Source organism: Arthrobacter sp. 10T44, from assembly GCF_056393885.1.
Genome location: NZ_JBFTGT010000009.1, coordinates 74797 through 97270, shown reverse-complemented (window position 1 = coordinate 97270; position 22474 = coordinate 74797). Strand labels below are relative to the sequence as shown.

18 protein-coding genes and 2 tRNA genes are annotated in these 22474 nt (G+C 63.9%); 12 read left to right on the top strand and 8 right to left on the bottom strand.

Annotation, left to right across the window (positions count from 1 at the left end):
* Positions 1–2822: 2822 nt before the first annotated feature.
* The 8 genes from AC1DBL_RS14585 to rpmH all read right to left on the bottom strand — a co-directional run bounded on the left by AC1DBL_RS14585 (position 2823) and on the right by rpmH (position 8637).
* Positions 2823–4157 (bottom strand): ParB/RepB/Spo0J family partition protein, encoded by a 1335-nt coding sequence (locus AC1DBL_RS14585; RefSeq protein WP_476926369.1) that lies wholly within the window; start codon positions 4155–4157, stop codon positions 2823–2825.
* Between the two features lie 67 nt (positions 4158–4224).
* Positions 4225–5292 carry a ParA family protein gene (locus AC1DBL_RS14580; RefSeq protein WP_441419139.1) on the bottom strand — a complete coding sequence of 356 codons (1068 nt, stop codon included), beginning with the start codon at positions 5290–5292 and terminating at the stop codon, positions 4225–4227.
* Between the two features lie 85 nt (positions 5293–5377).
* On the bottom strand, positions 5378–6028 hold the full coding sequence (gene rsmG, locus AC1DBL_RS14575; RefSeq protein WP_476926368.1) for a 16S rRNA (guanine(527)-N(7))-methyltransferase RsmG: 651 nt from the start codon (positions 6026–6028) through the stop codon (positions 5378–5380).
* A 17-nt stretch (positions 6029–6045) separates the two neighbouring features.
* A complete protein-coding gene (locus tag AC1DBL_RS14570; protein WP_476926367.1) occupies positions 6046–6657 on the bottom strand; it encodes a Jag family protein in 612 nt (203 codons plus the stop codon).
* Positions 6657–7631 (bottom strand): membrane protein insertase YidC, encoded by a 975-nt coding sequence (gene yidC / locus AC1DBL_RS14565; protein WP_441419136.1) that lies wholly within the window; start codon positions 7629–7631, stop codon positions 6657–6659. The genes AC1DBL_RS14570 and yidC overlap by 1 nt, the downstream gene beginning before the upstream one ends.
* 16 nt (positions 7632–7647) lie before the next feature.
* Positions 7648–8055: a membrane protein insertion efficiency factor YidD gene (yidD, locus tag AC1DBL_RS14560; RefSeq protein ID WP_476926366.1), complete on the bottom strand. Its 408-nt coding sequence runs from the start codon at positions 8053–8055 to the stop codon at positions 7648–7650.
* Entirely contained in the window at positions 8048–8458 is a 411-nt protein-coding gene (gene rnpA / locus AC1DBL_RS14555) for a ribonuclease P protein component (protein ID WP_476909583.1), read from the bottom strand. The genes yidD and rnpA overlap by 8 nt, the downstream gene beginning before the upstream one ends.
* 41 nt (positions 8459–8499) lie before the next feature.
* Positions 8500–8637, bottom strand: coding sequence for a 50S ribosomal protein L34 (gene rpmH, locus AC1DBL_RS14550; protein WP_003800212.1), 138 nt, complete (start codon positions 8635–8637; stop codon positions 8500–8502).
* A gap of 467 nt (positions 8638–9104) precedes the next feature.
* Between rpmH and dnaA the strand changes: the two genes are divergently transcribed.
* From dnaA to AC1DBL_RS14490, 12 genes are all read left to right on the top strand, one after another.
* Positions 9105–10526: a chromosomal replication initiator protein DnaA gene (dnaA, locus tag AC1DBL_RS14545; RefSeq protein ID WP_476926365.1), complete on the top strand. Its 1422-nt coding sequence runs from the start codon at positions 9105–9107 to the stop codon at positions 10524–10526.
* Between the two features lie 589 nt (positions 10527–11115).
* Positions 11116–12240 (top strand): DNA polymerase III subunit beta, encoded by a 1125-nt coding sequence (gene dnaN, locus AC1DBL_RS14540; protein ID WP_175323034.1) that lies wholly within the window; start codon positions 11116–11118, stop codon positions 12238–12240.
* 126 nt (positions 12241–12366) lie between these two features.
* A complete protein-coding gene (gnd, locus tag AC1DBL_RS14535; protein WP_441419133.1) occupies positions 12367–13251 on the top strand; it encodes a phosphogluconate dehydrogenase (NAD(+)-dependent, decarboxylating) in 885 nt (294 codons plus the stop codon).
* 22 nt (positions 13252–13273) lie between these two features.
* Complete coding sequence (gene recF, locus AC1DBL_RS14530) at positions 13274–14476, top strand: DNA replication/repair protein RecF (protein WP_476926364.1); 1203 nt, start codon at positions 13274–13276, stop codon at positions 14474–14476.
* Complete coding sequence (locus AC1DBL_RS14525) at positions 14473–15030, top strand: DciA family protein (RefSeq protein ID WP_476909585.1); 558 nt, start codon at positions 14473–14475, stop codon at positions 15028–15030. Before recF ends, AC1DBL_RS14525 begins: the two co-directional genes overlap by 4 nt.
* Before the next feature lie 421 nt (positions 15031–15451).
* Positions 15452–17539 carry a DNA topoisomerase (ATP-hydrolyzing) subunit B gene (gyrB, locus tag AC1DBL_RS14520; RefSeq protein ID WP_441419130.1) on the top strand — a complete coding sequence of 696 codons (2088 nt, stop codon included), beginning with the start codon at positions 15452–15454 and terminating at the stop codon, positions 17537–17539.
* Positions 17540–17597: 58 nt separating this feature from the next.
* Complete coding sequence (gene gyrA, locus AC1DBL_RS14515) at positions 17598–20306, top strand: DNA gyrase subunit A (protein WP_441419129.1); 2709 nt, start codon at positions 17598–17600, stop codon at positions 20304–20306.
* A complete protein-coding gene (locus AC1DBL_RS14510; RefSeq protein WP_441419128.1) occupies positions 20303–20929 on the top strand; it encodes a DUF3566 domain-containing protein in 627 nt (208 codons plus the stop codon). Before gyrA ends, AC1DBL_RS14510 begins: the two co-directional genes overlap by 4 nt.
* A gap of 98 nt (positions 20930–21027) precedes the next feature.
* Positions 21028–21101, top strand: a tRNA-Ile gene (locus AC1DBL_RS14505).
* 32 nt (positions 21102–21133) lie between these two features.
* Entirely contained in the window at positions 21134–21277 is a 144-nt protein-coding gene (locus AC1DBL_RS14500) for a DLW-39 family protein (RefSeq protein ID WP_175322972.1), read from the top strand.
* A 71-nt stretch (positions 21278–21348) separates the two neighbouring features.
* A tRNA-Ala gene (locus AC1DBL_RS14495) sits at positions 21349–21424 on the top strand.
* A 120-nt stretch (positions 21425–21544) separates the two neighbouring features.
* Positions 21545–22459: a DMT family transporter gene (locus AC1DBL_RS14490; RefSeq protein WP_441419127.1), complete on the top strand. Its 915-nt coding sequence runs from the start codon at positions 21545–21547 to the stop codon at positions 22457–22459.
* Positions 22460–22474 lie beyond the last annotated feature (15 nt).

The following is a 22474-nucleotide window of genomic DNA, read 5'->3' as shown; positions in this document are numbered from 1 at the left end:
AGCCGGAGCAACCCCTCCGTCAAATGGCCAGCCCAGAGAGGTACGAGCGCAGGAACCGTGCTAGAGGTCTGGAGTGTCCGTGTGCAGTAGGACCTATGGCGAAGCGACCGTTCCTGCCGGGCGGGGTCCCACGATCTGTCATAGCCCCTACGGGACCGAGAGCGTCCCTACGATCGAATTGGGACAGCAGCTGCGGACGCTGTCCTACCTGGCTGGGCGTGCCCGTGATCTTGAAATCCCGATCGCTGTACTACTGACCGGGTGTTGAGAGAGGGCGAGCGAGGGAGTTCACAGCTTCTTCCCCACAGAAGTTATGCACACAGTTATCCACAGGGCACTGAGACATTACGCACAGCGCTATCCACAGGGCCTTGGGCACCAGCCTCTGGGCTGTCAAGGCTCACATGTAGGCGTCGACAGGCACCCTGCCTTCAGCACGCCAGATCCGCAGACGTCGGGCAGCCTGCTTCACGACTCAGCGTTGCGTGGGACGGCCGTAAATTTAACCGGACTATGTGGATTTTGTAAGCATTCTCGGTCTTCATCCGTGGCGGCCGCATGTGGAGCGCCGTGTTTCACGTGAAACAATATGGCCAAACACGGTGGGCCATCGACCGGCGCATTATGTGGCCAAGACGCAGACCTGCCTCCAGGTCCCACCGTCCACTGGCGCCGGGGTCTAATCCACAAAGTTATCCACAGCGATATCCACCGCTCCAGTTACAGCGTGCGACGACTGCCAGTGCACCGCCAGCAGTGGAAACGCCGACCGGAGAACCATCAATTAGAGCACTAGCCCTGCCGGGAACGGCATTGGGGAGATTGGACCTACGATGGCTTCGCAGCCCGCATCGAGGAATGCCGACCGACTCACAGCGGATATACGCGATCCAGGAATATGCCCGGCCGTGCCAAGAGGGTGTCTAAGAGATGCATTGCTCCCGCTCCAGCCGGACGCGACATTGGCTTTCGACCCGGCCTCGCGGCTGTCCGACGGGACAGACCACGGTGCGATGGGGAGGACGGGGGAGTCAATAGCTACTGCCCGCACACCGCGCAGTATCGTCCCACACGTCCAGGCGGTGCCGTCACCACAGGTCGCCACCGCACCTGGGAAGCCTAGCGGCTGCCTGAATCCGGGGCATCTCCGCCTGCCGTACTGGACGATCCAGCGAAGACAGCAGCCACCTGCCGTCTACCGGCGGAGTGGGGAGCTTCGTCATGGCCAGGAAGAACACGCGGTAGGGCCGGTGAGGTCTCACGACACGCTCGACCCCATACCGCCGAAAAAGCATTTCCTGCGGCGGGGTTCGTTCGGCGGCACACACGCACCTCCTACGACGGGATCCTTGGGCCGGCGCAAATGCATATACCACGGCCGGGTCCGCGGGTTGGCGCATGTCTAATGCGGCCAGCCAGGAGCTCCCAGCCCAGGCGCTTGGGCGCCACCTCGACGGTTTGCGCCATGCTCACCGACATTCGAGGGGCACTAACGTATACCCAGGTTCCGGTACGGGAGGGGGAGTGCAGACGTGATTGAGCACGGTACCCGGCCCCAATGTGCCATCGGGGCCATTTCTCGGCTGAGCTCGGGCCGCGTTACGTCCAGGCCGCCCTCAAAAGTGATGCCACCCGGACGTGGGGGTAGTTGCCGTCGGTGTGATTCCATCAACTGACACTATGTCGTCCGCGAAGCTGATCGAGCCTTCGGTATGAGGAGTCCGCATCATCGGAATGTTTCACGTGAAACACCCGAAGATAATGGAGCGACGGCGGCCAACGTCCGATCCCTCTGTGGCGCTCCTACCGTGAGCTGTGACTGCCGGCGAGAGCGACCGCGGCTCACTACTACTGCGGTTAGGAGGCTGCGCCAACCGCCCAACGTGGACCGAGCAGCGCAACGGAGATGCCCACGTTGGGCTGCTAGGGGAACAACAGCAAGACAATCAAACAGGCAAGCCACTGCGGTTGAGCCCCCATCATGGCATCCATCGGGAGGCCAAAACAAGCTCGTAAGGACGGCAGGACGCCGATCCGGCCATGTGATCGGCTCGTAGCGACCACACCGGGGCCGTTGGTCCGACTTGGGCGTATCCAACTATTGCCACCCGCCCACACAGGACTTGCTAGCGTCGCGACATACTGCCGAAAGTGCCGCCAACGCGGTACTTTTGGTGGTCCGCCTTGCCCCGTTCGTCCCACACTGCTGGACTGCGTGCATCGCTACTACATTGCCCGTCTCGTCCCACGTGGTTTCACGTGAAACATTCTGTATGGGCCCGCGAAAATATGTAAACCCTCCGTCTGCCAGCCGAGGTCACTGCCGCGCGTTGCGGTGCATGCAAGTTCACAGCCTCCTGGTCGGCGCGCTCGACAACCGCGCCCGACTAACGACCGAAGGCGCTATGGGGACCATCACTCCCGCCCCGCACGGGCCTTACGTACGTTGCTCCGCTCTGCAGAGTGTTCCTGCGTTCTGCAGCACCTTGGTCCGTACTCGAGACCATCCCAGAGCACAGGCCGACCCGGAGCACCCTTTAGGGCAATGGGGACGTCCCAGCTGCCGCCAAGCACACGCGGAGCGCCACAAACGGCACCGACGGGCCCTACGGGCCCACGGGAGGGCCAAGAGGGGTCAGCGGGCCGGCCCCGCCAGCGTTGGTAGGTATCTGTGGGTGGATGATCCGTACCTCGAACACCGAGTGCGCACAAAACGAACGGTTGCCCCGAAAGGAGTCTCGGGCAACTAGATGCCGGCAAACACACAAAAAAGGGCCTGTTTCATGTGAAACAGGCCCCATCTTGAGCAAATGTGTTGAGAGTTAGCTCGGTGCACCGGGTGTAAGGACGTCCATGATCCGGTTCAGATCCTCTACGCTGGCGAATTCGATGCTGACGCGGCCCTTACGGGCCCCCAGTGAGATCTTCACATTGGTGTCCAGTCGGTCGGACAACGACGACGCCAGGTAATCGAGCCGTTCGTGGCGTGCACCCGGACGGGGAACGTTGTTCTTCGTCGGCGCAGCGGGGCTCTGGTACAGCGTCACAGCCTCTTCCGTGGCGCGGACCGACATACCCTCTGCCACGATCTTCTGGGCAAGACGCTCCATCGCAGCGGCGTCGGGAAGAGCAAGGAGGGCACGAGCGTGGCCGGCCGAAATCACGCCGGCGCCTACACGACGCTGAACAAGCGGCGGGAGTTTCAGCAGGCGGAGGGTGTTCGAGACCTGGGGCCGGGAGCGGCCGATCCGATCGGCAAGCTGCTCATGGGTGGTTCCAAAGTCCTCCAGCAGCTGCTGGTACGCCGCAGCCTCTTCCAAGGGATTCAGCTGGCTGCGGTGGAGGTTCTCGAGCAGGGCGTCACGAAGCAGGTCATCATCAGTGGTGTCGCGGACAATCGCCGGGATGGTGTCGAGTCCGGCGGCCTGTACGGCACGCCAGCGGCGCTCACCCATGACGAGCTCGTAGGGTTCGCCACCTTCTTCGGTTGAGGTACGTACCACAATTGGCTGGAGCACGCCGATTTCACGAACCGAGTGCACCAGCTCCGCCATATCGTCCTCATCGAAGACGGAGCGCGGCTGTTTGCGGTTGGGGTGGATGTCCGAAACAGGGATTTCCGCGAAACGGACGCCAGGAACTTCAATCAGATCAACGCCGTTGTCCTCGGCAACCGCGTCCGCCGCGGGCATCGGCCGGGAGTCGGTCTTACCCGCATTCGGGGAGTCGTTCCGGGCTGCGGAGTCCTTGGGCGCTGCGGCCTTCTTCGCAGCCGCGCCGCCGGTCTGGGCCGGGCCAGGCTGGTTCTTTGTCGCAGCCTTTGTCGCAGGCTTCGTCGCAGTCTTCGTCCCGGAGCGAACCGGCTCAGGCTTTCCAGCCGGCGCAGCGGTTTCGTCCGTGCCGGCAGTTTCGTCCGGGGCAGCCGTAGCCGCGGCAGCGGTCGCAGAAGAAGACGCCGTCGTCTTGTCTGCAGCGGCTTCCGTCGCTTCCGGGGTCTCTTCCGTCAGCATTGCGTCGGGGGTCCGCTTCCTGGCCTCAGGAAAAAACAGATCCACCGGCCGGGACGGGGCAGAACCGCTTCCGGAGGCGTTAGCCGAGGCGGAACTTGGAATCAGTGCGCCAAGTCCACGGCCAAGGCCGCGTCGCTTATCGCTCATGGATAAATCCCTCCAGTGGAAGAGCCCGGCTCAACCCGGCTCTGGCTAGTGCAATGTTGAGAAGATTCTAACGTTCAGCAATTTCCGCTGCGGCTTCCAAATAGGAAAGAGCGCCGCTGGAGGAAGGATCATAGGTCATCACGGTCTGCTGATAGCTCGGCGCCTCGGAAATTCGCACCGACCGAGGAACCACAGCTCCGAGCACCTGCTCCGGGAAGTGTTCACGGACTTCCGCTGCCACTTGGGCCGCGAGGTTGGTACGCCCGTCGTACATCGTCAGCAGGATGGTGGAGACCACCAGATCGGCATTGAGGTGTTTCTGGATCATTTCAATGTTCTTGAGCAGCTGGCTCAGTCCCTCAAGGGCGTAGTACTCGCACTGGATCGGGATGAGGACCTCACCGGCCGCGCAGAAGGCGTTGACTGTCAGAAGTCCCAGGCTCGGCGGGCAATCAATAAAGATGTAGTCGAGGCGTTCCTCGCCGTTCTTGGCGCGTTCCTTGGCGTAGACATCGATGGCCCGCCGGAGGCGCTGCTCACGGGCGACCAGGCTGACGAGCTCGATCTCAGCGCCGGCAAGGTGGATGGTGGCCGGCGCGCAAATTAGTTTGTCGATGTCCGGGCACGGTGCCACGACGTCCTGCAGCGGCACATCGTTGATGAGGACGTCATAGATGCTGTCGACGTCGGCGTGGTGTTCTATACCCAAGGCGGTAGAGGCGTTGCCCTGCGGATCGATGTCGATGACCAGCACATTCAGGCCAGCGGCAGCCAAGGCAGCGGCGATGTTGACCGTGGTGGTTGTCTTACCCACCCCGCCCTTCTGATTGGAGACGGTGAAGATGCGGGTCTTCTCCGGCTTCGGCAGTTCACGGCCCAGTAGCCGTTCCCGACGCTTGTTCTCATGCGCAAGCTCGCGGGCAATCGGGCTGGAATCGTCGATCGAGTCCAAGACGTTGCCGACGGAAGCGACGGAGGTTTCACGTGAAACGCCGGCGGCGACAGTGACGTCCGCAACCGATTTAGCTTGTTTGGACGAGATATTGTGAGCGACCGCGGGCGCGGAAAAGGCCCGTGCTGACCCCAGGGACACAAACGGGGGGATCCGTTGTGTGGAGGCTTCGCTACTGCTCACTTGACACTCTCGCTCTCATTCGGCTTTTGCTGCCGGTTACTAGCCTAACCTCTTCCTAAACAAGACCGAGGGCACCGGGCGGGTGCTACGCAATCTTTCGAGGCTTGTTCACAACGATTCGGACTACGGTCGTGGGTTCCTCGAGGAGGTCTTCGCCGACGACCACAACAGAGGTCTCCACCCCGCCGAGTTTCCGGATGACCTTGGCGGCCTTCTCGATCTCTTCGCCGGCGCTACGCCCCTTGATGGCGACGACCTCGCCCTTGCCTCCGAGCAGCGGAATGGTGAGCCCGGCGAGGTTGGAGAGGGCAGAAACAGCCCGGGCAGTGACGACGTCGGCGCTCACGTGGCCCACGGCCAGTTCCGCACGGGTCCGCATCACGGTGACGTTTTCGAGCCCCAGGTCATCGACGACTTCCTGCAGCCAGATCACCCGCCGCTCCAGCGGTTCGATCAGCGTTAGTTCCAGGTCCGGCCGCGCAATGGCCAGGCAAAGACCCGGGAGCCCGGCCCCGCTGCCGACGTCGGCAACGTGGCTTCCCTGGGCAATCTCGCGTTCAATAACGGCACAGTTAAGCACGTGCCTGCTCCACAACCTGGGCACTTCGCGGGGCCCGATCAGCCCGCGTTCGGTGCCGGACGTGGCCAGGTGCTCAACGTAGCGTTTTGCCAGTTCAAGCCGGTCGCCAAAAATAGCCTCTGCGGCCTTCAGTTCGGCCGCGGTAATTTCCACCATCAAGCTACCCCGCGGATTCAGTCTGCGGAGACAACGATGTGCCGGTCGGCGCCTTCGCCTTCGGATTCGCTGACGAATCCGAGATCGGCAACGGCGTCGTGCACAATCTTGCGCTCGTACGCGCTCATCGGTGCCAGCGCGACGGACTTGCCAGTTTCCTTGACCGAAGCGATGGCGTCTTCGGCGATCTGCTGCAAATCACCGGCGCGGTCGGCACGGTAGCCATTGATGTCCAGCACGAGGCGGGAGCGGTTCTCCGTGGCGGAGAGCACCGCAAGGCGGGTGAGTTCCTGAAGGGCTTCGAGCACCTCGCCGTCGGCACCAACGAGGCTCTCCAGTCCCGAGGAGTCTTCCTCGGCAACGATGGAGATATAGGTGCGGCCGTTTCGGACCTCAATATCGATGTCGCCGTCGATGTCGGCGATGTCCAGGAGCTCCTCGAGGTAGTCCGCGGCGACGTCGCCCTCTTCCTCCAGGCGGCTTGCCGAGGTGCCCTTTCCGGAACCGGCAGCGGCGTCCTGGGACTCGTCCCCGGCTTCCTGGGTGCTGTCTACCTGCACGTCGTCCTGGAAAGTGTCCTGATCGGGGGCTTCGGCGGAAATAGCGTGTTCGGTGCTCTCGGCAGACATTACTTCCTCTTCCTGTTCTTGCGCTGGGGCTGGATGCGCTGGCTCTTCGCGGCGACGGCGGCCGCCGCGGCGGCCGCTTCAGCCTCGGCGTCGGCCTTCTTGGCACCCATCAGGGGCAGGGACGGCAGTCCCTTGGCGGCACGGCGCTCGGCCAGGGCCTTCGCGGCGGGCGAGCCCGGCGTCGGCATCCGGCGGATCACGAAGAACTGCTGGCCCATGGTCCAAAGGTTCGTGGTGGTCCAGTAGATCAGGACACCGATGGGGAAGTTGATGCCGCCGACGCCGAAGACGAGCGGCAGGACGTACAGCATCATCTTCTGCTGCTTCATGAACGGGCTCGCCATGGCCTCTTCGGACATGTTCTTCGCCATGATCTGCTTCTGGGTGATGAACTGCGAGGCTGTCATCGCCAGGATCATCACGATCGAGAGGATCCAGACCGCCATCTGGTTGCCGCCACCGCCGTGCAGCAGGGATGCCGAAAGCGGAGCGCCGAAAATGCTGGATTCGTCGAATTGCACCACCTGGTCGTGGCTCAGCGCGCCGATGCCCTTGCCGGTGGTCTTGGCGTTGCTGATGCCCGACAGCACCTGGAAAAGAGCAAAGAAGAACGGCATCTGGATCAGCATGGGCAGGCACGCCGAGAACGGGTTGGTGCCGTGCTTCTTGTACATGGCCATCTGTTCTTGCGCCATGGCCTGGCGGGACAGCTGGTCGGTCTTGCCCTTGTACTTGTCCTGGAGCTTCTTCAGGTCAGGCTGCAGGAGCTGCATGCCGCGCTGGGCCTTGATCTGCTTGACGAACACCGGAATCAGGGCGGCGCGGATAACCAGCACCAGCCCGATGATGGACAGCGTCCAGGTCCAGCCGTTGGCGGCCGGGAGGCCGATGGCGCTCAGTCCGTCGTGGAAGCCCACCATGATGATGGAAACCAGCCACTTGAACGGAAACATGATTGTTTCAAAGAAGTCCATACGATATCCCTATTCGTCAGGCCGCCGAGCGGCCTTCTCCATCAGACTGAGCAGCCAGGTATTTGTCCGGGTTGTTCAGCACAACAATTCTGGGGGTGTGGCCATCGGGCCACTCCCGATGCCCGGCGGGGACATGGTCCACACCGCCGGAATTCCATGGGTGGCAGCGCGCGAGGCGCCGGGCGGCGAGCCAGCTTCCCTTGACGGCGCCATGCACCGTGACCGCTTCCAGCGCGTACGCCGAGCAGCTGGGGAAGAAACGGCAAACCTGCCCGTACAGCGGGGAGATTACCTTGCGGTAGCCCATCAGCAGCAGGATCAAGATGTTGCGGGGCAGGTTCCAGACCGCAAGGCCGAGCCAGGCTACGGCCGCTTTGACGCGGGATTCAGAAACAGGGACGACGGCGGCAGTCGAGTTACGCACGCGGGGTCCCTTCCTGTGTTATCTCGTAAGAAACTGTAGAAGCGGCCTGTGGAAGGCGGCTGCCCAAGCGTTTCATGGTCGTCTCCAAAGCGGCGTCATAGTCGCTGCACAGATCATCCCAGCCGGCGGCCGCAGAGGCGGGCAGTGCCCGGACCACGATAGCGAACCCGCTGGGATATTTCTGCAGCGACAAGGCGCCGGCTTCTCTTAGTCTCCTCTTAACGAGGTTCCTGACAACAGCGTTCCCAACGCTCTTGGAAACGATGAAACCGATCCGGCTTGGTTCATCGGCAGCGAGAGCTGCCGTATATAACACTAAGTTCCGGCGTCCATTGCGGACGCCGGAACGTACAGTTGTTGAAAAATCGGTAGGGGTCCTCAGACGGTTCCGGGTGGCTAGCACCGTTCAACTCGCATAGGGATGGTGACCGACGAGTCAGTTATTTAGGCCGACAGCTCGGTGCGGCCCTTGCCACGACGGGCTGCCAGGATGGCACGGCCGGCACGGGTACGCATACGAAGGCGGAAGCCGTGCTTCTTGGCTCGACGGCGGTTATTCGGCTGAAAAGTCCGCTTGCTCACGTTAGTTACTCCAGTGGATCAAAGGTGCGCCCACCCGATCAAAAAAGGGGAAGAACTGGCCGACGCTAAGTTTTGTATGTGCCGCTACCCTCGACTCGCAAGACGCAGGCGTCGGGGAGAGATTCAAATGAGGCGAAAAGCGGACACAAAGGACTTCACAACGTTAGGGGAAAAGCGCCCCCAGAGTCAAACCGGGAGGTGTTCAGCCGCCTGTCCCCAGCTGTGGTTAACCCGGTCGCCAGCCTGTGGATGAAGTGGGTCACGCCCCCGCATTTGGAACCACACCAGTGTAATTATCCACAGGGTTGATCCCAGCTATCTTCTAGTCTTTTCATCCCCTAGAGTGTCCCAGTAGCCGATTATCCACGGACTGTGCACAACCCTGTGGATTAAGCCGGGGCCAGCAGTCTGGTTCAGGCCTCGTGGCTGCAGGTAACGCAGGCAAGCAAGGTTTGAGGAACTGATTGATGACGGTAGACGAAGCCAACCAAGCAAACACCGTCGGAAGTTCCTGGCGGCGGGTTGTCAGCCTTCTTGAGAACGACCACCGGGTCACTCCCCGGCAGCGTGGCTTCGTGATCCTCGCCCAGGCCCAGGGGCTGATCGGCTCAACCTTGCTGGTGGCCGTACCCAACGAACTCACCCGCGAGGTGCTCCAGACCCAGGTCAAGGAAGCCCTCGACGACGCCCTGCGGGATGTCTTTTCCGACGAAATCCGCTGCGCGATCGACGTCGACACCGATCTGGTGCCACTGCATGTCGAGCCCGAACCAACGGCCGAACTGTCCCTGGTCGCCGACCCCATTGTGGAACTGAAGCCGCAGCCAATGCTGCCGAGCACTTCCCACGAATTCGGTCGGCTCAATCCGAAGTACGTCTTCGACACCTTCGTGATCGGTTCCTCCAACCGCTTTGCCCACGCGGCCGCCGTCGCCGTCGCCGAAGCGCCTGCCAAGGCGTACAACCCGCTGTTCATCTACGGGGACTCAGGTCTGGGCAAAACCCACCTGCTGCACGCGATCGGCCACTACGCCCGCCGGCTCTACAGCGGCATCCGGGTCCGCTATGTGAACTCCGAGGAATTCACGAACGACTTCATCAACTCCATCCGCGACGATGAAGGCACCAGCTTCAAGACCACCTACCGCAACGTGGACGTTCTGCTGATCGATGACATCCAGTTCCTGGCCGGCAAGGACCGGACGCTGGAGGAGTTCTTCCACACTTTCAACGCCCTGCACAACAACAACAAGCAGGTCGTCATCACCTCCGACCAGCCGCCCAAGCTGCTCGCCGGCTTCGAAGACCGCATGAAGTCCCGCTTCGAGTGGGGCCTGCTGACCGACATCCAGCCGCCGGAACTGGAAACGCGCATCGCTATCCTGCGCAAGAAGGCGCTGAGCGAAGGCCTGTCCGCCCCGGACGACGCACTGGAGTACATCGCTTCGAAGATCTCCAGCAACATCCGCGAACTTGAGGGTGCGCTGATCCGGGTCACGGCGTTCGCGAGCCTGAACCGGCAGCCGGTGGATGTGGCCCTGGCCGAAATGGTGCTCAAGGACCTGATCACCGACGACGGCGCCCAGGAGATCACCTCTGCGCAGATCCTCACCCAGACGGCCGACTACTTCAAGCTCAGCATGGAAGAACTCTGCAGCAAGTCCCGCACGCGGACCCTGGTCACCGCGCGGCAGATCGCGATGTACCTGTGCCGGGAGCTCACCGACATGTCCCTGCCCAAGATTGGCCAGGAGCTCGGCGGCCGCGACCACACCACGGTCATCCACGCGGACCGGAAGATCCGCGAACTGATGGCGGAGCGCCGCGTGATCTACAACCAGGTGACTGAACTGACCAACCGGATCAAGCAGCAGCAGCGCAATTCCTGAGTATCGGCGCCGCGCACTCTTACCTTATTAACAGGGGCCTGTGGACAACCCTGTGGATACTTAAGGGGACAACCGCGGTTAATGGGCTTAAAACCCTTAAGGCGCCTGTGGATCGGCGCAACGCCCGAAAATGTTGTCCCCATCCACACCCTGTTTAAAACCTGCTCCACCCACAGTCCATGAACAGGGCTTAACCCCGGAAACGCACGGCCAGACCGAGTTATCCACAGTTTCCACAGCAGTTATTAACACTACTAATCCCAAGAAAATGAAATTCCCTCAAACAACAGTTTCCTTCCGACCCCCCACCTGCCAGCACAGGCCCTCCGGAAGCCCGGCCCGGAAGCCCGCTCCGGAACCACACTGGTGTAACCCGGGGATGGGAGAACTAGGATCTTGGGGCTAAGCTGTCTGCAGTGCGTCCGTCCCGGACACTCTCTTGTCATTCGCAACCCGGAAACGGACAGCGGCGGAGAAAGACCTGGAGTGCATGCACTTACCTTTTTGGCGGATCCGGCAGCGCGCCGGGGTCGCCATGGCCCTGTGAGTTTTAGCTTTTGTCAGCAGCAATGAAAGGCGGCACCCTTCCGTGAAGTTCAGAGTCGAACGGGACGTCCTGGCCGAAGCCGTGACCTGGACCGCCCGGTCGTTGTCTCCGCGGCCGCCTGTTCCCGTGCTTTCCGGTTTGCTCCTCAAGGCAGAAGCCGGCACTGTCAGCCTCTCCAGCTTTGACTACGAGACCTCGGCACGCCTGGAAATCCCCGCTGACATCACCACCGAGGGCACGATCCTGGTCTCCGGCCGCCTGCTCGCGGACATTTGCCGCAGCCTGCCCTCCGCCCCGGTCGAAATCGAAACCGACGGCAACAAAGTCACCCTGACCTGCCGCCGGAGCAGCTTCCACCTGGCCACGATGCCGGAGGCGGAATACCCGCCGCTGCCCGCGCTGCCCCCGATCAGTGGCACCGTGCCAGGCGATTCGTTCGCGCAGGCCGTTTCCCAGGTGATTATCGCGGCCAGCAAGGACGACACGCTGCCCATTCTCACCGGCGTCCGGATGGAGATCGAGGACGACCTCATCACGCTGCTCGCCACCGACCGCTACCGCCTCGCCATGCGCGAAGTGCCCTGGAAGCCCGCAACTCCGGGCATCTCCACCAGCGCCCTGGTGAAAGCCAAGACCCTCAACGAAGTGGCCAAGACACTCGGCGGCAGCGGCGATATCAACCTCGCCCTCGCCGATGACGACAGCCGGCTGATCGGTTTCGAGAGCGGCGGCCGCACCACGACGTCGCTCCTGGTCGATGGCGACTATCCGAAAATCCGGTCGCTGTTCCCGGATTCCACCCCGATCCACGCCACCGTGCAGACCCAGGAACTGGTCGAAGCCGTCCGCCGCGTCTCGCTTGTGGCCGAACGCAACACCCCGGTCCGGCTTGCCTTCACCCAGGGACAGCTGCACCTTGACGCCGGAACCGGTGAAGACGCGCAGGCCTCAGAAGAGCTCGAAGCCCAGCTGACCGGCGAAGACATCACCGTGGCCTTCAACCCCCACTACCTCATCGAGGGCCTGAGCGTCATCGAGACCAAGTTTGTGCGGTTCTCCTTCACCACGGCGCCAAAGCCGGCGATGATCACCGCCCAGCAGGACGCCGACGGCGAGGACCAGGACGACTACCGCTACCTGGTCATGCCGGTCCGTCTGCCCAACTAGCCCCCACCGCCACCCTCGCCTCGCAAGCTCGGCCAGGGAACCCTGGCGGCGTGGGCCCAGGCAGTTGTTGTCGTTCTGGGCCCCAAATCGACAACCGACACCCAATGCAGAAAGAGAACCCGCACTATGCACATTGGACTGATCGGCCTTGGAAAAATGGGTTTCAACATGCGCGAACGCCTGCGCAAGGGTGGAATCCAGGTCACCGGTTTCGACCGCAATCCGGATGTCACCGACGTGGCCACCGTTGACGAGCTGATTGCCGCACTGCCGGCGCCGCGTCTGATCTGGGTCATGGTTCCCGCCGGCGAGATCACCGACGCCGTCATCAGCGAACTCGGCAACAAGCTCGACGCCGGTGACCTGGTGATCGACGGAGGCAACTCCCGCTTCACCGAGGACCAGAAGCACGCGGCTGCGCTGGCCGAAAAGGGCGTCCGTTTTGCGGACTGCGGGGTGTCCGGCGGGGTCTGGGGCCTGCAGAACGGCTACGGACTGATGGCCGGCGGTGATCCTGCCGACATCGAACGGGCACTCCCGGTCTTTGACGCACTCCGCCCGGAAGGCGACCGCGCGGACAGCTTCGTGCACGTGGGCGGCGTCGGCGCCGGACACTACGCCAAGATGGTGCACAACGGCATCGAATACGGCCTGATGCAGGCCTATGCGGAAGGCTACGAACTCCTTGCGGCGAAGGACATCGTGACCGACCTGCCCGGCACCTTCCGGGCCTGGCAGAAGGGCACCGTTGTCCGCTCCTGGCTGCTGGACCTCATGGTCAAAGCCCTGGACGAGGATCCCGGACTGGAATCCATTGACGACTACGTCGAGGACTCGGGCGAGGGACGGTGGACGGTGGAGGAAGCCATTGCCAACGCGGTGCCAGCCCCGGCCATCACGGCGGCGCTGTTCGCACGCTTCTCCTCCCGCGAAGACAGCTCGCCTGCCATGAAGATGGTGTCCGCCCTGCGCCACCAGTTCGGCGGCCACGCGACCCGGCCGGCCAAGTAGTCCCTGGAATCCTGCAACCGGCGTGTACCTCGAACAACTTTCGCTGACAGACTTCCGCAGTTATGCCCAGGTTGACCTCAGCCTGGAACCCGGTGTCACGGTGCTTGTGGGCTCCAACGGCATCGGCAAGACCAACCTGATGGAAGCCATCGGCTACTTGGCCACGCTGAGCTCGCACCGGGTCAGCACCGATGCCCCGCTGCTGCGGTTCGGCACCGAGCGTGCAATGATCCGCGCCAAACTGGTCCGCGGCGAACAGTCCACCGTGCTGGAGCTGGAAATCAACGGCGGCCGCGCCAACCGGGCACGCATCAACCGAAGCAACCCGGTCCGGGCCAGGGACATCCTGGGGATCTGCCAGACGGTTCTCTTTGCCCCGGAAGACCTCGCCCTAGTCAAGGGCGATCCGTCCAACCGGCGCCGTTTCCTGGATGAGCTCCTGGTCAGTCTCGTTCCCCGGCACGCCGCCACGCGCGGCGACTACGACCGGGTGCTGAAACAGCGCAACGCGCTGCTCAAATCCGGCCGTTCCGGCAAGTTCACCGCCGGCCACGAGGCAACGCTTGATGTCTGGGACCAGCACATGGCTCGGGCCGGAGCGGAACTCCTGCACGCCCGGCTTGAGCTGGTGGAACTGCTGCAGCCGCATCTTAAGAACGCCTACGCCCAGCTCACTGACGGGTCCAAGGAGGCCGGAGCGGTCTACCGCTCCACCTTGCAGGGGGTGCTCGACGACGACGGCGAAGCGTCAGCGGGCGGAGCCGCTGACGCCCCGGCCAGCCTCGAGGACCTCCGCCGGCTGAGTGTGGAGGAACTCACCGAACGCTACATCCAAGCGTTCGCGGCCTCGCGCCGCAAGGAACTGGAACGCGGAATCTCGCTCGTGGGCCCGCACCGCGACGAGCTGGAACTGGTCCTGGGGCAGGCACCCGCCAAGGGGTATGCCTCGCACGGGGAAACGTGGTCCATGTGCCTGTCCCTGCGCCTCGCCTCGTACTATGTGATGCTGGACGACGCACGCACCGGCGGCTCCGCGCCGATCCTGATCCTTGATGACGTTTTTGCCGAACTGGACGTCCAGCGGCGGCGTAAACTGGCGGCAATAGTATCCGGCGCGGAACAGGTCCTGGTGACCGCCGCCGTCGAGGAGGACATCCCGGCAGAATTGGCCGGACGGCGGGTGAAGGTCATTCCGGGAGGAATCGATGAGCCGGACAAGCGATGAATAAGGATACCGACGGAGGCCTGCAGCCGGGCCGCGACCCCGATGACATCGACGCCGCCCAGGCAGCTTTGAACCGGATGCGCGATGCCGCGGCAGCCCGGGGAGAAATCCGCCGGAAGGCGCCCCCAAGGCCGGGCAGCACCCAAAAGCCGGCCCGCAGTGCCGGCACCCGCGGATTCAGCCAGTTCCACGGCACCGGACGGGACCCGCTGGGGCTCGGCAAGGTGGTGGGACGGCTCGTCGCGGAACGGGGCTGGAGCTCACCTGTGGCTGTCGGTTCCGTAATGGCGCAATGGCCGGCCCTGGTGGGACCGGAAATTTCCGCACACTGCACACCGGAGAGCTTTACCGACACGACCCTCCACGTGCGCTGCGATTCCACGGCCTGGGCCACCCAGCTGCGCCTGCTCAGTTTGAGTCTGCTGGAAAAATTCCGCATAGAACTGGGTGAGGGCGTCGTGACCAGCATTCAGGTGCTCGGTCCCGCGGCGCCAAGCTGGCGCAAGGGTGCCCGGACGGTCAACGGCCGCGGCCCGCGCGACACCTACGGATAGCCCGCGGCGCGGTCCGCGGTCCAGTCAGCACCGCCGGGTATGAAGCACTTCTTCCAAGACTATTGAAAAATCCGCAAGCGCCGTGTAGGGCGCTCCAACGCCCCAGACGCGTATAGGAACCCAACCGGAGGACCCCGGGAGCCGTGCAGCCGGAGCCAACGGCCTCTCAGCGGCACTTTAGCTGCCGTTTGGGCCTCTGGAATGCGGGAATCCGTCCTATAACACGGTAGAATCGTGGTAGATAACTGGGCGCCGGTGAAACGTCGACTGAGTCCGTTTCCGACGCAATTTCTTTGCGCGGAATTGGCTGAGGCGATCCATGCAGCGGTGCCAACAGTGACGTGCCTGTTGGCGGTAACCGTTCCTCTTCGGAAGCGGCGACGGCCGGCCTTCAACGAACATAGAGGAGTCGAAAGCGCCTGTGGCTAACGACAATACAGATTTCCCGGCAGCGGACCCAGCGGCGGAAGGTGCTTCAGCGGCCACCCCTGCGGAGGCGGTGACCCCCCGCGAGTACGGCGCCAGCGACATCACGGTGCTTGAGGGCCTGGAGGCGGTTCGGAAACGCCCCGGCATGTACATCGGTTCCACCGGTCCGCGCGGCCTGCACCACCTGGTCTATGAAGTCGTGGACAACTCGGTCGATGAAGCGCTGGCCGGGTACTGCACGCACATCGAGATCGTCCTGCAGGCCGACGGCGGCGTCAAGGTCGTCGACAACGGCCGCGGCATCCCCGTGGACATGCACCCCACCGAGCACAAGCCCACGGTGGAGGTTGTCATGACCATCCTGCACGCCGGCGGAAAGTTCGGCGGCGGCGGATACGCGGTCTCCGGCGGCCTGCACGGCGTCGGTATTTCGGTGGTGAACGCGCTCTCCAGCCGCGTTGACACTGAGGTGCGCCGGCAGGGCCACGTCTGGCGGATGTCCTTCGCCGACGGCGGCAAGCCCCAGGGCAGCCTGGTCAAGGGCGAGGAAACCCAGGAAACCGGAACCACCCAGACGTTCTACCCGGACGGCACCATCTTCGAATCCACCGAGTTCGATTTTGAGACCCTGCGGGCCCGCTTCCAACAGATGGCGTTCCTGAACAAGGGACTGCGCATCACGTTGACCGACGAGCGCCGCGCGGCCGCGGAGCCGTCCGACGATGACGACCTGGATCTCGACGTCGTCGAGACCGAAGGTGAAGTCCCCGCGGAGTTCCACACCGTGGTGTACCAGTACGACGACGGCTTGCTGGACTACGTGAAGCACCTGAACTCCGGCAAAAAGGTCGACGTCGTCCACGAGGACGTCATCGCCTTCGAAACCGAGGACACGGAACGGCACATCGCCCTGGAAATGGCGATGCAGTGGACCAACGCCTATTCCGAGAGCGTCCACACCTACGCCAACACCATCAACACCCACGAGGGCGGAACCCACGAAGAGGGTTTCCGCGCCGCGATGACCTCGCTCATCAACCGCTACGCGCGGGAGAAGAGCATCATCAAGGAAAAGGACGACAACCTCACCGGCGACGACATCCGCGAAGGCCTGACCGCAGTCATCTCGGTCAAGCTCGCCGAACCGCAGTTCGAGGGTCAGACCAAGACCAAGCTCGGCAACTCCGAGGTCAAGGGCTTCGTGCAGCGCGTCGTCACCGACGGTCTCGGCGACTGGCTGGAACGCAACCCCGGCCCGGCCCGCGACGTGATCCGCAAGGCCATCTCCGCGGCCCAGGCCCGGATGGCCGCCCGCAAGGCGCGCGACAACGCGCGCCGCAAGAGCCCGCTGGAATCGTTCGGCATGCCCGGCAAGCTGTCCGACTGCTCCTCCAAGGACCCGCAGAAGTGCGAGGTCTACCTCGTGGAGGGTGACTCGGCCGGCGGGTCGGCCAAGCGCGGGCGCAACCCCGAGACCCAGGCCATCCTGCCGCTGCGCGGCAAGATCCTGAACGTCGAGCGTGCCCGGCTCGACAAAGCCCTCGGCAATGCCGAAGTCCAGTCCATGATCACCGCGTTCGGCACCGGCATCGGCGAGGACTTCGACCTGGCCAAGCTCCGGTACCACAAGATCGTCCTGATGGCCGATGCCGACGTCGACGGCCAGCACATCACCACGCTGCTGATGACGCTGCTGTTCCGCTACATGCGCCCGCTGATCGAGAACGGCTACGTCTATCTGGCCCAGCCGCCGCTGTACCGGATCAAGTGGTCCAACGCCCCGCACGACTACGTCTACAGCGACCGGGAACGCGACGCGAAGCTGGTCTCCGGCCAAGCCGCCGGCCGCCGTATCCCCAAGGACAACGGCATCCAGCGCTACAAGGGCCTCGGCGAGATGGACTACACGGAACTCTGGGACACCACCATGGACCCGGACCACCGCACCCTCCTGCAGGTCACCATGGACGACGCCCTGGCGGCGGACCAGACCTTCTCCGTCCTGATGGGCGAGGACGTCGAATCCCGCCGAAACTTCATTCAGCAGAACGCCAAGGACGTTCGGTTCCTCGATATCTAGCGGCCAAGGCCCTAAATATTCCAGAACCGATATATACCTGAAACGGAAAATATAGACTATGAGTGACGAAACACCCGAGGTTCCAGCCGCATCCGGCGCGGAACCCGTGCTCGAAGGCACCGTTCTTGACACCGATGTGCTGACCGACCGCGTCGAACAGGTTGACCTGCAGACCGAAATGCAGCGCTCCTACCTCGACTACGCCATGGCCGTCATCGTCGGACGAGCGCTGCCGGACGTCCGCGACGGACTCAAGCCCGTCCACCGCCGCGTGCTGTACGCGATGTTCGACGGCGGCTACCGCCCCGACCGGTCCTTCAACAAGTGTGCCCGCGTGGTCGGCGAGGTCATGGGCCAGTACCACCCGCACGGCGACACCGCGATCTACGACGCCCTGGTCCGCCTGATCCAGGACTGGACCATGCGCTACCCGCTGGCACTCGGCCAGGGCAACTTCGGTTCGCCCGGCAACGACGGCGCCGCGGCTCCCCGGTACACCGAAACCAAGATGGCACCGCTGGCCATGGAAATGGTCCGGGACATTGATGAGGAAACCGTTGATTTCCAGGACAACTACGACGGCAAGAACCAGGAACCGACCATTCTGCCGGCGCGTTTCCCGAACCTGCTGGTTAACGGTTCGTCCGGCATCGCCGTCGGCATGGCCACCAACATTCCGCCGCACAACCTCCGTGAGGTTGCCGACGGCGTCCAGTGGTACCTGGCCAACCCGACCGCCAGCCGCGAAGAGCTGCTCGAAGAACTGATCCAGCGGATCAAGGGTCCCGACTTCCCGACCGGCGCCACGATCCTGGGCCACAAGGGCATCGAGGACGCTTACCGGACCGGCCGCGGCTCCATCACCATGCGCGCCGTCGTCAACGTCGAGGAACTCCAGGGCCGCACCTGCCTCGTGGTCACCGAGCTGCCGTACCAAGCCAACCCGGACAACCTGGCGATCAAGATTGCCGAACTCGTCAAGGACGGCAAGATTTCCGGCATCGCCGACCTCCGCGACGAGACCTCGGGCCGCACCGGCCAGCGCCTCGTCATTGTGCTCAAGCGCGACGCCGTCGCCAAGGTGGTGCTGAACAACCTCTACAAGCACACCCAGCTGCAGGACAACTTCGCGGCGAACATGCTTGCAATCGTCGACGGGGTTCCGCGCACGCTCAGCCTCGACGCGTTTATCCGGCACTGGGTCACGCACCAGATGGACGTCATCGCCCGGCGCACCCGGTACCGCCTGCGCAAGGCGGAGGAGGAAGCGCACATCCTGCGCGCCCTCCTCAAAGCGCTGGACGCGCTGGACGAGGTCATCGCCCTGATCCGTGCCTCCACCACCACCGAAGCGGCCCGCGACGGCCTGATGGAACTGCTGGACATCGACGAACTGCAGGCCCGGGCCATCCTGGATATGCAGCTGCGCCGGCTTGCCGCCCTGGAGCGGCAGAAGATCCAGGACCGCCACTCGGAACTCGAAGCCCTGATCGCCGAATACAACTCGATCCTTGCCTCCGAGGAGCGCCAGCGCGAGATCATCAGCACCGAGCTGGCCGAAATTGTGGCCAAGCACGGCGACGACCGCAAGACCAAGGTCCTGATGGGCTACGACGGCGACATGTCGATCGAGGATCTGATCCCCGAAGAGGAAATGGTCGTCACGATCACCCGGGGCGGCTACGTCAAGCGCACCCGCAGCGACAACTACCGGTCGCAGCAGCGCGGCGGCAAGGGCATCAAGGGCGCCCAGCTGCGCGGCGACGACGTCGTGGAGCACTTCTTCGTCACCACCACGCACCACTGGCTGCTGTTCTTCACGAACCTGGGCCGCGTGTACCGTGCCAAGGCGTACGAACTGGTGGAAGCGGCCCGCGACGCCAAGGGCCAGCACGTGGCGAACCTGTTGGCCTTCCAGCCGGACGAGCACATCGCCCAGGTGCTGGACCTGCGCGACTACCAGCACGCCCCGTACCTGGTGCTCGCCACCAAGCGCGGCCTGGTCAAGAAGACGCGGCTGGAGGACTACGACACCAACCGCTCCGCCGGCGTGATCGCCATCAACCTGCGCGACGGCGATGAGCTGGTCTCGGCACAGCTGGTGTCCGAAACGGATGACCTGATGCTGGTCTCCCGCAAGGGCCAGTCGATCCGCTTCACGGCCACGGATGAGGCACTGCGCCCGATGGGCCGGGCAACGTCCGGCGTCACCGGAATGAAGTTCCGCGAGGACGACGAACTGCTGGCGGCCGACGTCGTACAGGACGGATCGTTCGTCTTCATCGTCACCGAAGGCGGCTTCGCCAAGCGGACCGCGGTGGAGGAATACCGTCTCCAGGGCCGCGGTGGACTCGGCATCAAGGTCGGCAAGTACCAGGAAGAACGCGGACACCTCGTCGGTGCCCTGATCGTCAACGAGGAAGACGAAGTCCTGGTGGTCATGGAAGGAGGCAAGGTGGTCCGCTCCTCCGTGACCGGGGTCCCCGCAAAGGGCCGCGACACCATGGGCGTGATCTTTGCCAAACCGGACAAGAACGACCGCATCATCGCGGTGGCCCGCAACAGCGAACGCGGCCTCGAGACCGACGAAACAGCCCTCGAAAGCGGCGATGAAAGTCGGGCTACGGAGCAGGATGACGTAACGTTGGCTGGAGAGACCGGATCACACGAGGGGTCCGCAGAGACAGAATCAGTACCGGCCCCGGAGTCAGATGAGTCATCAGGCCATGCCGAGCTGGACGAAGACAATACCGGAGGTAACGCGTGAGCAATTCCGACTCATATCCCAAGTCGAGCAGCGGCCCCGGCGGGATGCGGCAGCCGGCTGCCGCCCCGCGGGTGAACGCCCCGTCGCGTCCGCAGCAGCGACCGGCCGGCGCCGTCCCCGGCCAGCGTCCCGCTGTCCCAGGACAGCGGCCGGCCGCTCCGGGCCAGCGTCCCGCAGCAGCCGGACAGCGACCGGAAGCCTCCGGCCAGCGCCCTGCCCAGGGAACTCCGGGACTGGTTAAGCCGGCGCCGAAGGCGAAAGTCCGCCGCGCGCGCCTGCTGATCAGCAAGGTCGACCCCTGGTCCGTGCTCAAGATGGCTTTCCTGCTCTCGGTGGCGCTCGGCATCGTGACCGTCGTCGCCGCGATCGTGCTCTGGACCGTCCTGGACCTGACCGGCATTTTCGACCAGGTGGACGGGCTCCTCGGAACCCTGGCCGGCTCCGAAAGCGGCGGCTTCGAACTGAAGAAGGTCGCCTCCCTCGGCCAGGTTGCCTCCTTCGCGGTGATCATCGCGGTGATCAACGTGGTGCTGCTGACGGCCCTGTCGATGCTTTCGGCGGTGCTGTACAACATCGCTGCCACCCTCGTGGGCGGCATCGGCGTCACCCTTACGGACGACTAGAACCCGTAGTTTTCCCGGATATTCTCCGGGGAAATGCCTCGATTTGAGATCGGGCCGGGATGTGCTGTAAAGTCATATCTCGGCCCGATGAGGCATCGGGGCGTATAGCTCAGGCGGTTAGAGCGCTTCGCTGATAACGAAGAGGTCCCAGGTTCAAGTCCTGGTACGCCCACGGAACCTGTACTGGTTCCTGTAAAGGTCCACGTGAAACTGGACCGGAACGGGGTGCATGTGAAGAAGTTGCTGGTTGTTGCAGCCACGATCGCAGGCGTCCTGCTCTACAGGAAGGTGCAGGAATCCGAAGCCCGGAAGGCAGTCTGGAGCGAGTCGACCGACACGGTTGATTAGCCCGGAACCCCGGCAGGAAAGCTGGCAACGGCTCTCCGGCAGCGGGGTATGATTGACGGGTTGCTTCTTATGGGGGCATGGCGCAATTGGTAGCGCACCTGCTTTGCAAGCAGGGGGTTCGGGGTTCGAGTCCCCGTGCCTCCACCATAGGAAAGGTCCCGGCCAGCGGAAACGCTGGCCGGGACCTTTTGCGTTAAGCCCTCGAGGCTTCCCGTAACGGGCCGGCGCGGAACCTGGACGCCCCCGCCGGCACACTACTGTTGGAGCGTGAACTTCTTCCTCGCCGCCCTCGGCGTGCTGGGTGTCGCCTCCTCCGGCCCGTTGATCGCCGCCACCCTGGGCGCCACGTCCGTCAGCGCCCTCGCAATCGCTTTCTGGCGCAACGCCATCGGAGCGGCCGTGATGGCCGGGCCCGTGCTGGTTCGCCAGCCCCGCCAGTTCGGCCGGGTCACGGGCAGCGAGTTCCGCTGGTCGCTGGCGGCCGCGGTGGCACTGGCACTGCACTTCGCCTGCTTCATCACGTCCCTGCAGCTCACGTCGGTGGCGGCAGCGACCGCCCTGGTCTGCCTGCAGTCGGGCTGGATCGCCGTGTTCCAGCTCTTCCGCGGGGTCCGGCACCGCTGGCAGGTCCTCGCCGGCCTCGGCCTCGCTTTCGGCGGTGTTGTGGCCATCACCGGCTTTGACATGGGCAGCTCGCCGCAAGCCCTGGTTGGGGATCTTCTCGCCGTTGCCGGGGGCGTGCTGGCGGGCATCTACACGCTGGCCGGCGGCAAGGCCCGCCAGACCATGGGCACCGGCGTCTACACCACGCTTTGCTACGGCATGTGTGCCGCCGTCGTGGCGGTGCTGGCCCTGGCCACCGGGCAGCCGCTCGCGGGCTTCGACGCGACCGGCTGGTTGGGCATCCTGGCCATCACTGTCTGCGCGCAGCTGGTGGGCCACACGGCGTTCAACCACCTGCTCGCCACGATGAGCCCGTTGCTGGTTTCAATGATCATCCTGCTGGAGATCCCGGGGGCGGCGCTGCTGGCGGCGGCCTTCCTGGGCGAGACGCTGCCGGCCGGAACCTATGCCGGCCTGGGCATGATCCTGGTGGGACTCGCCGTCGTCGTGATGGGCCAGCGACGCTCCCGCGCGGTGCGGCGTGCTGCCGCCCGGCTGGCGGAGCTGGGGACGGACTGACGACGGCGGCGGCCG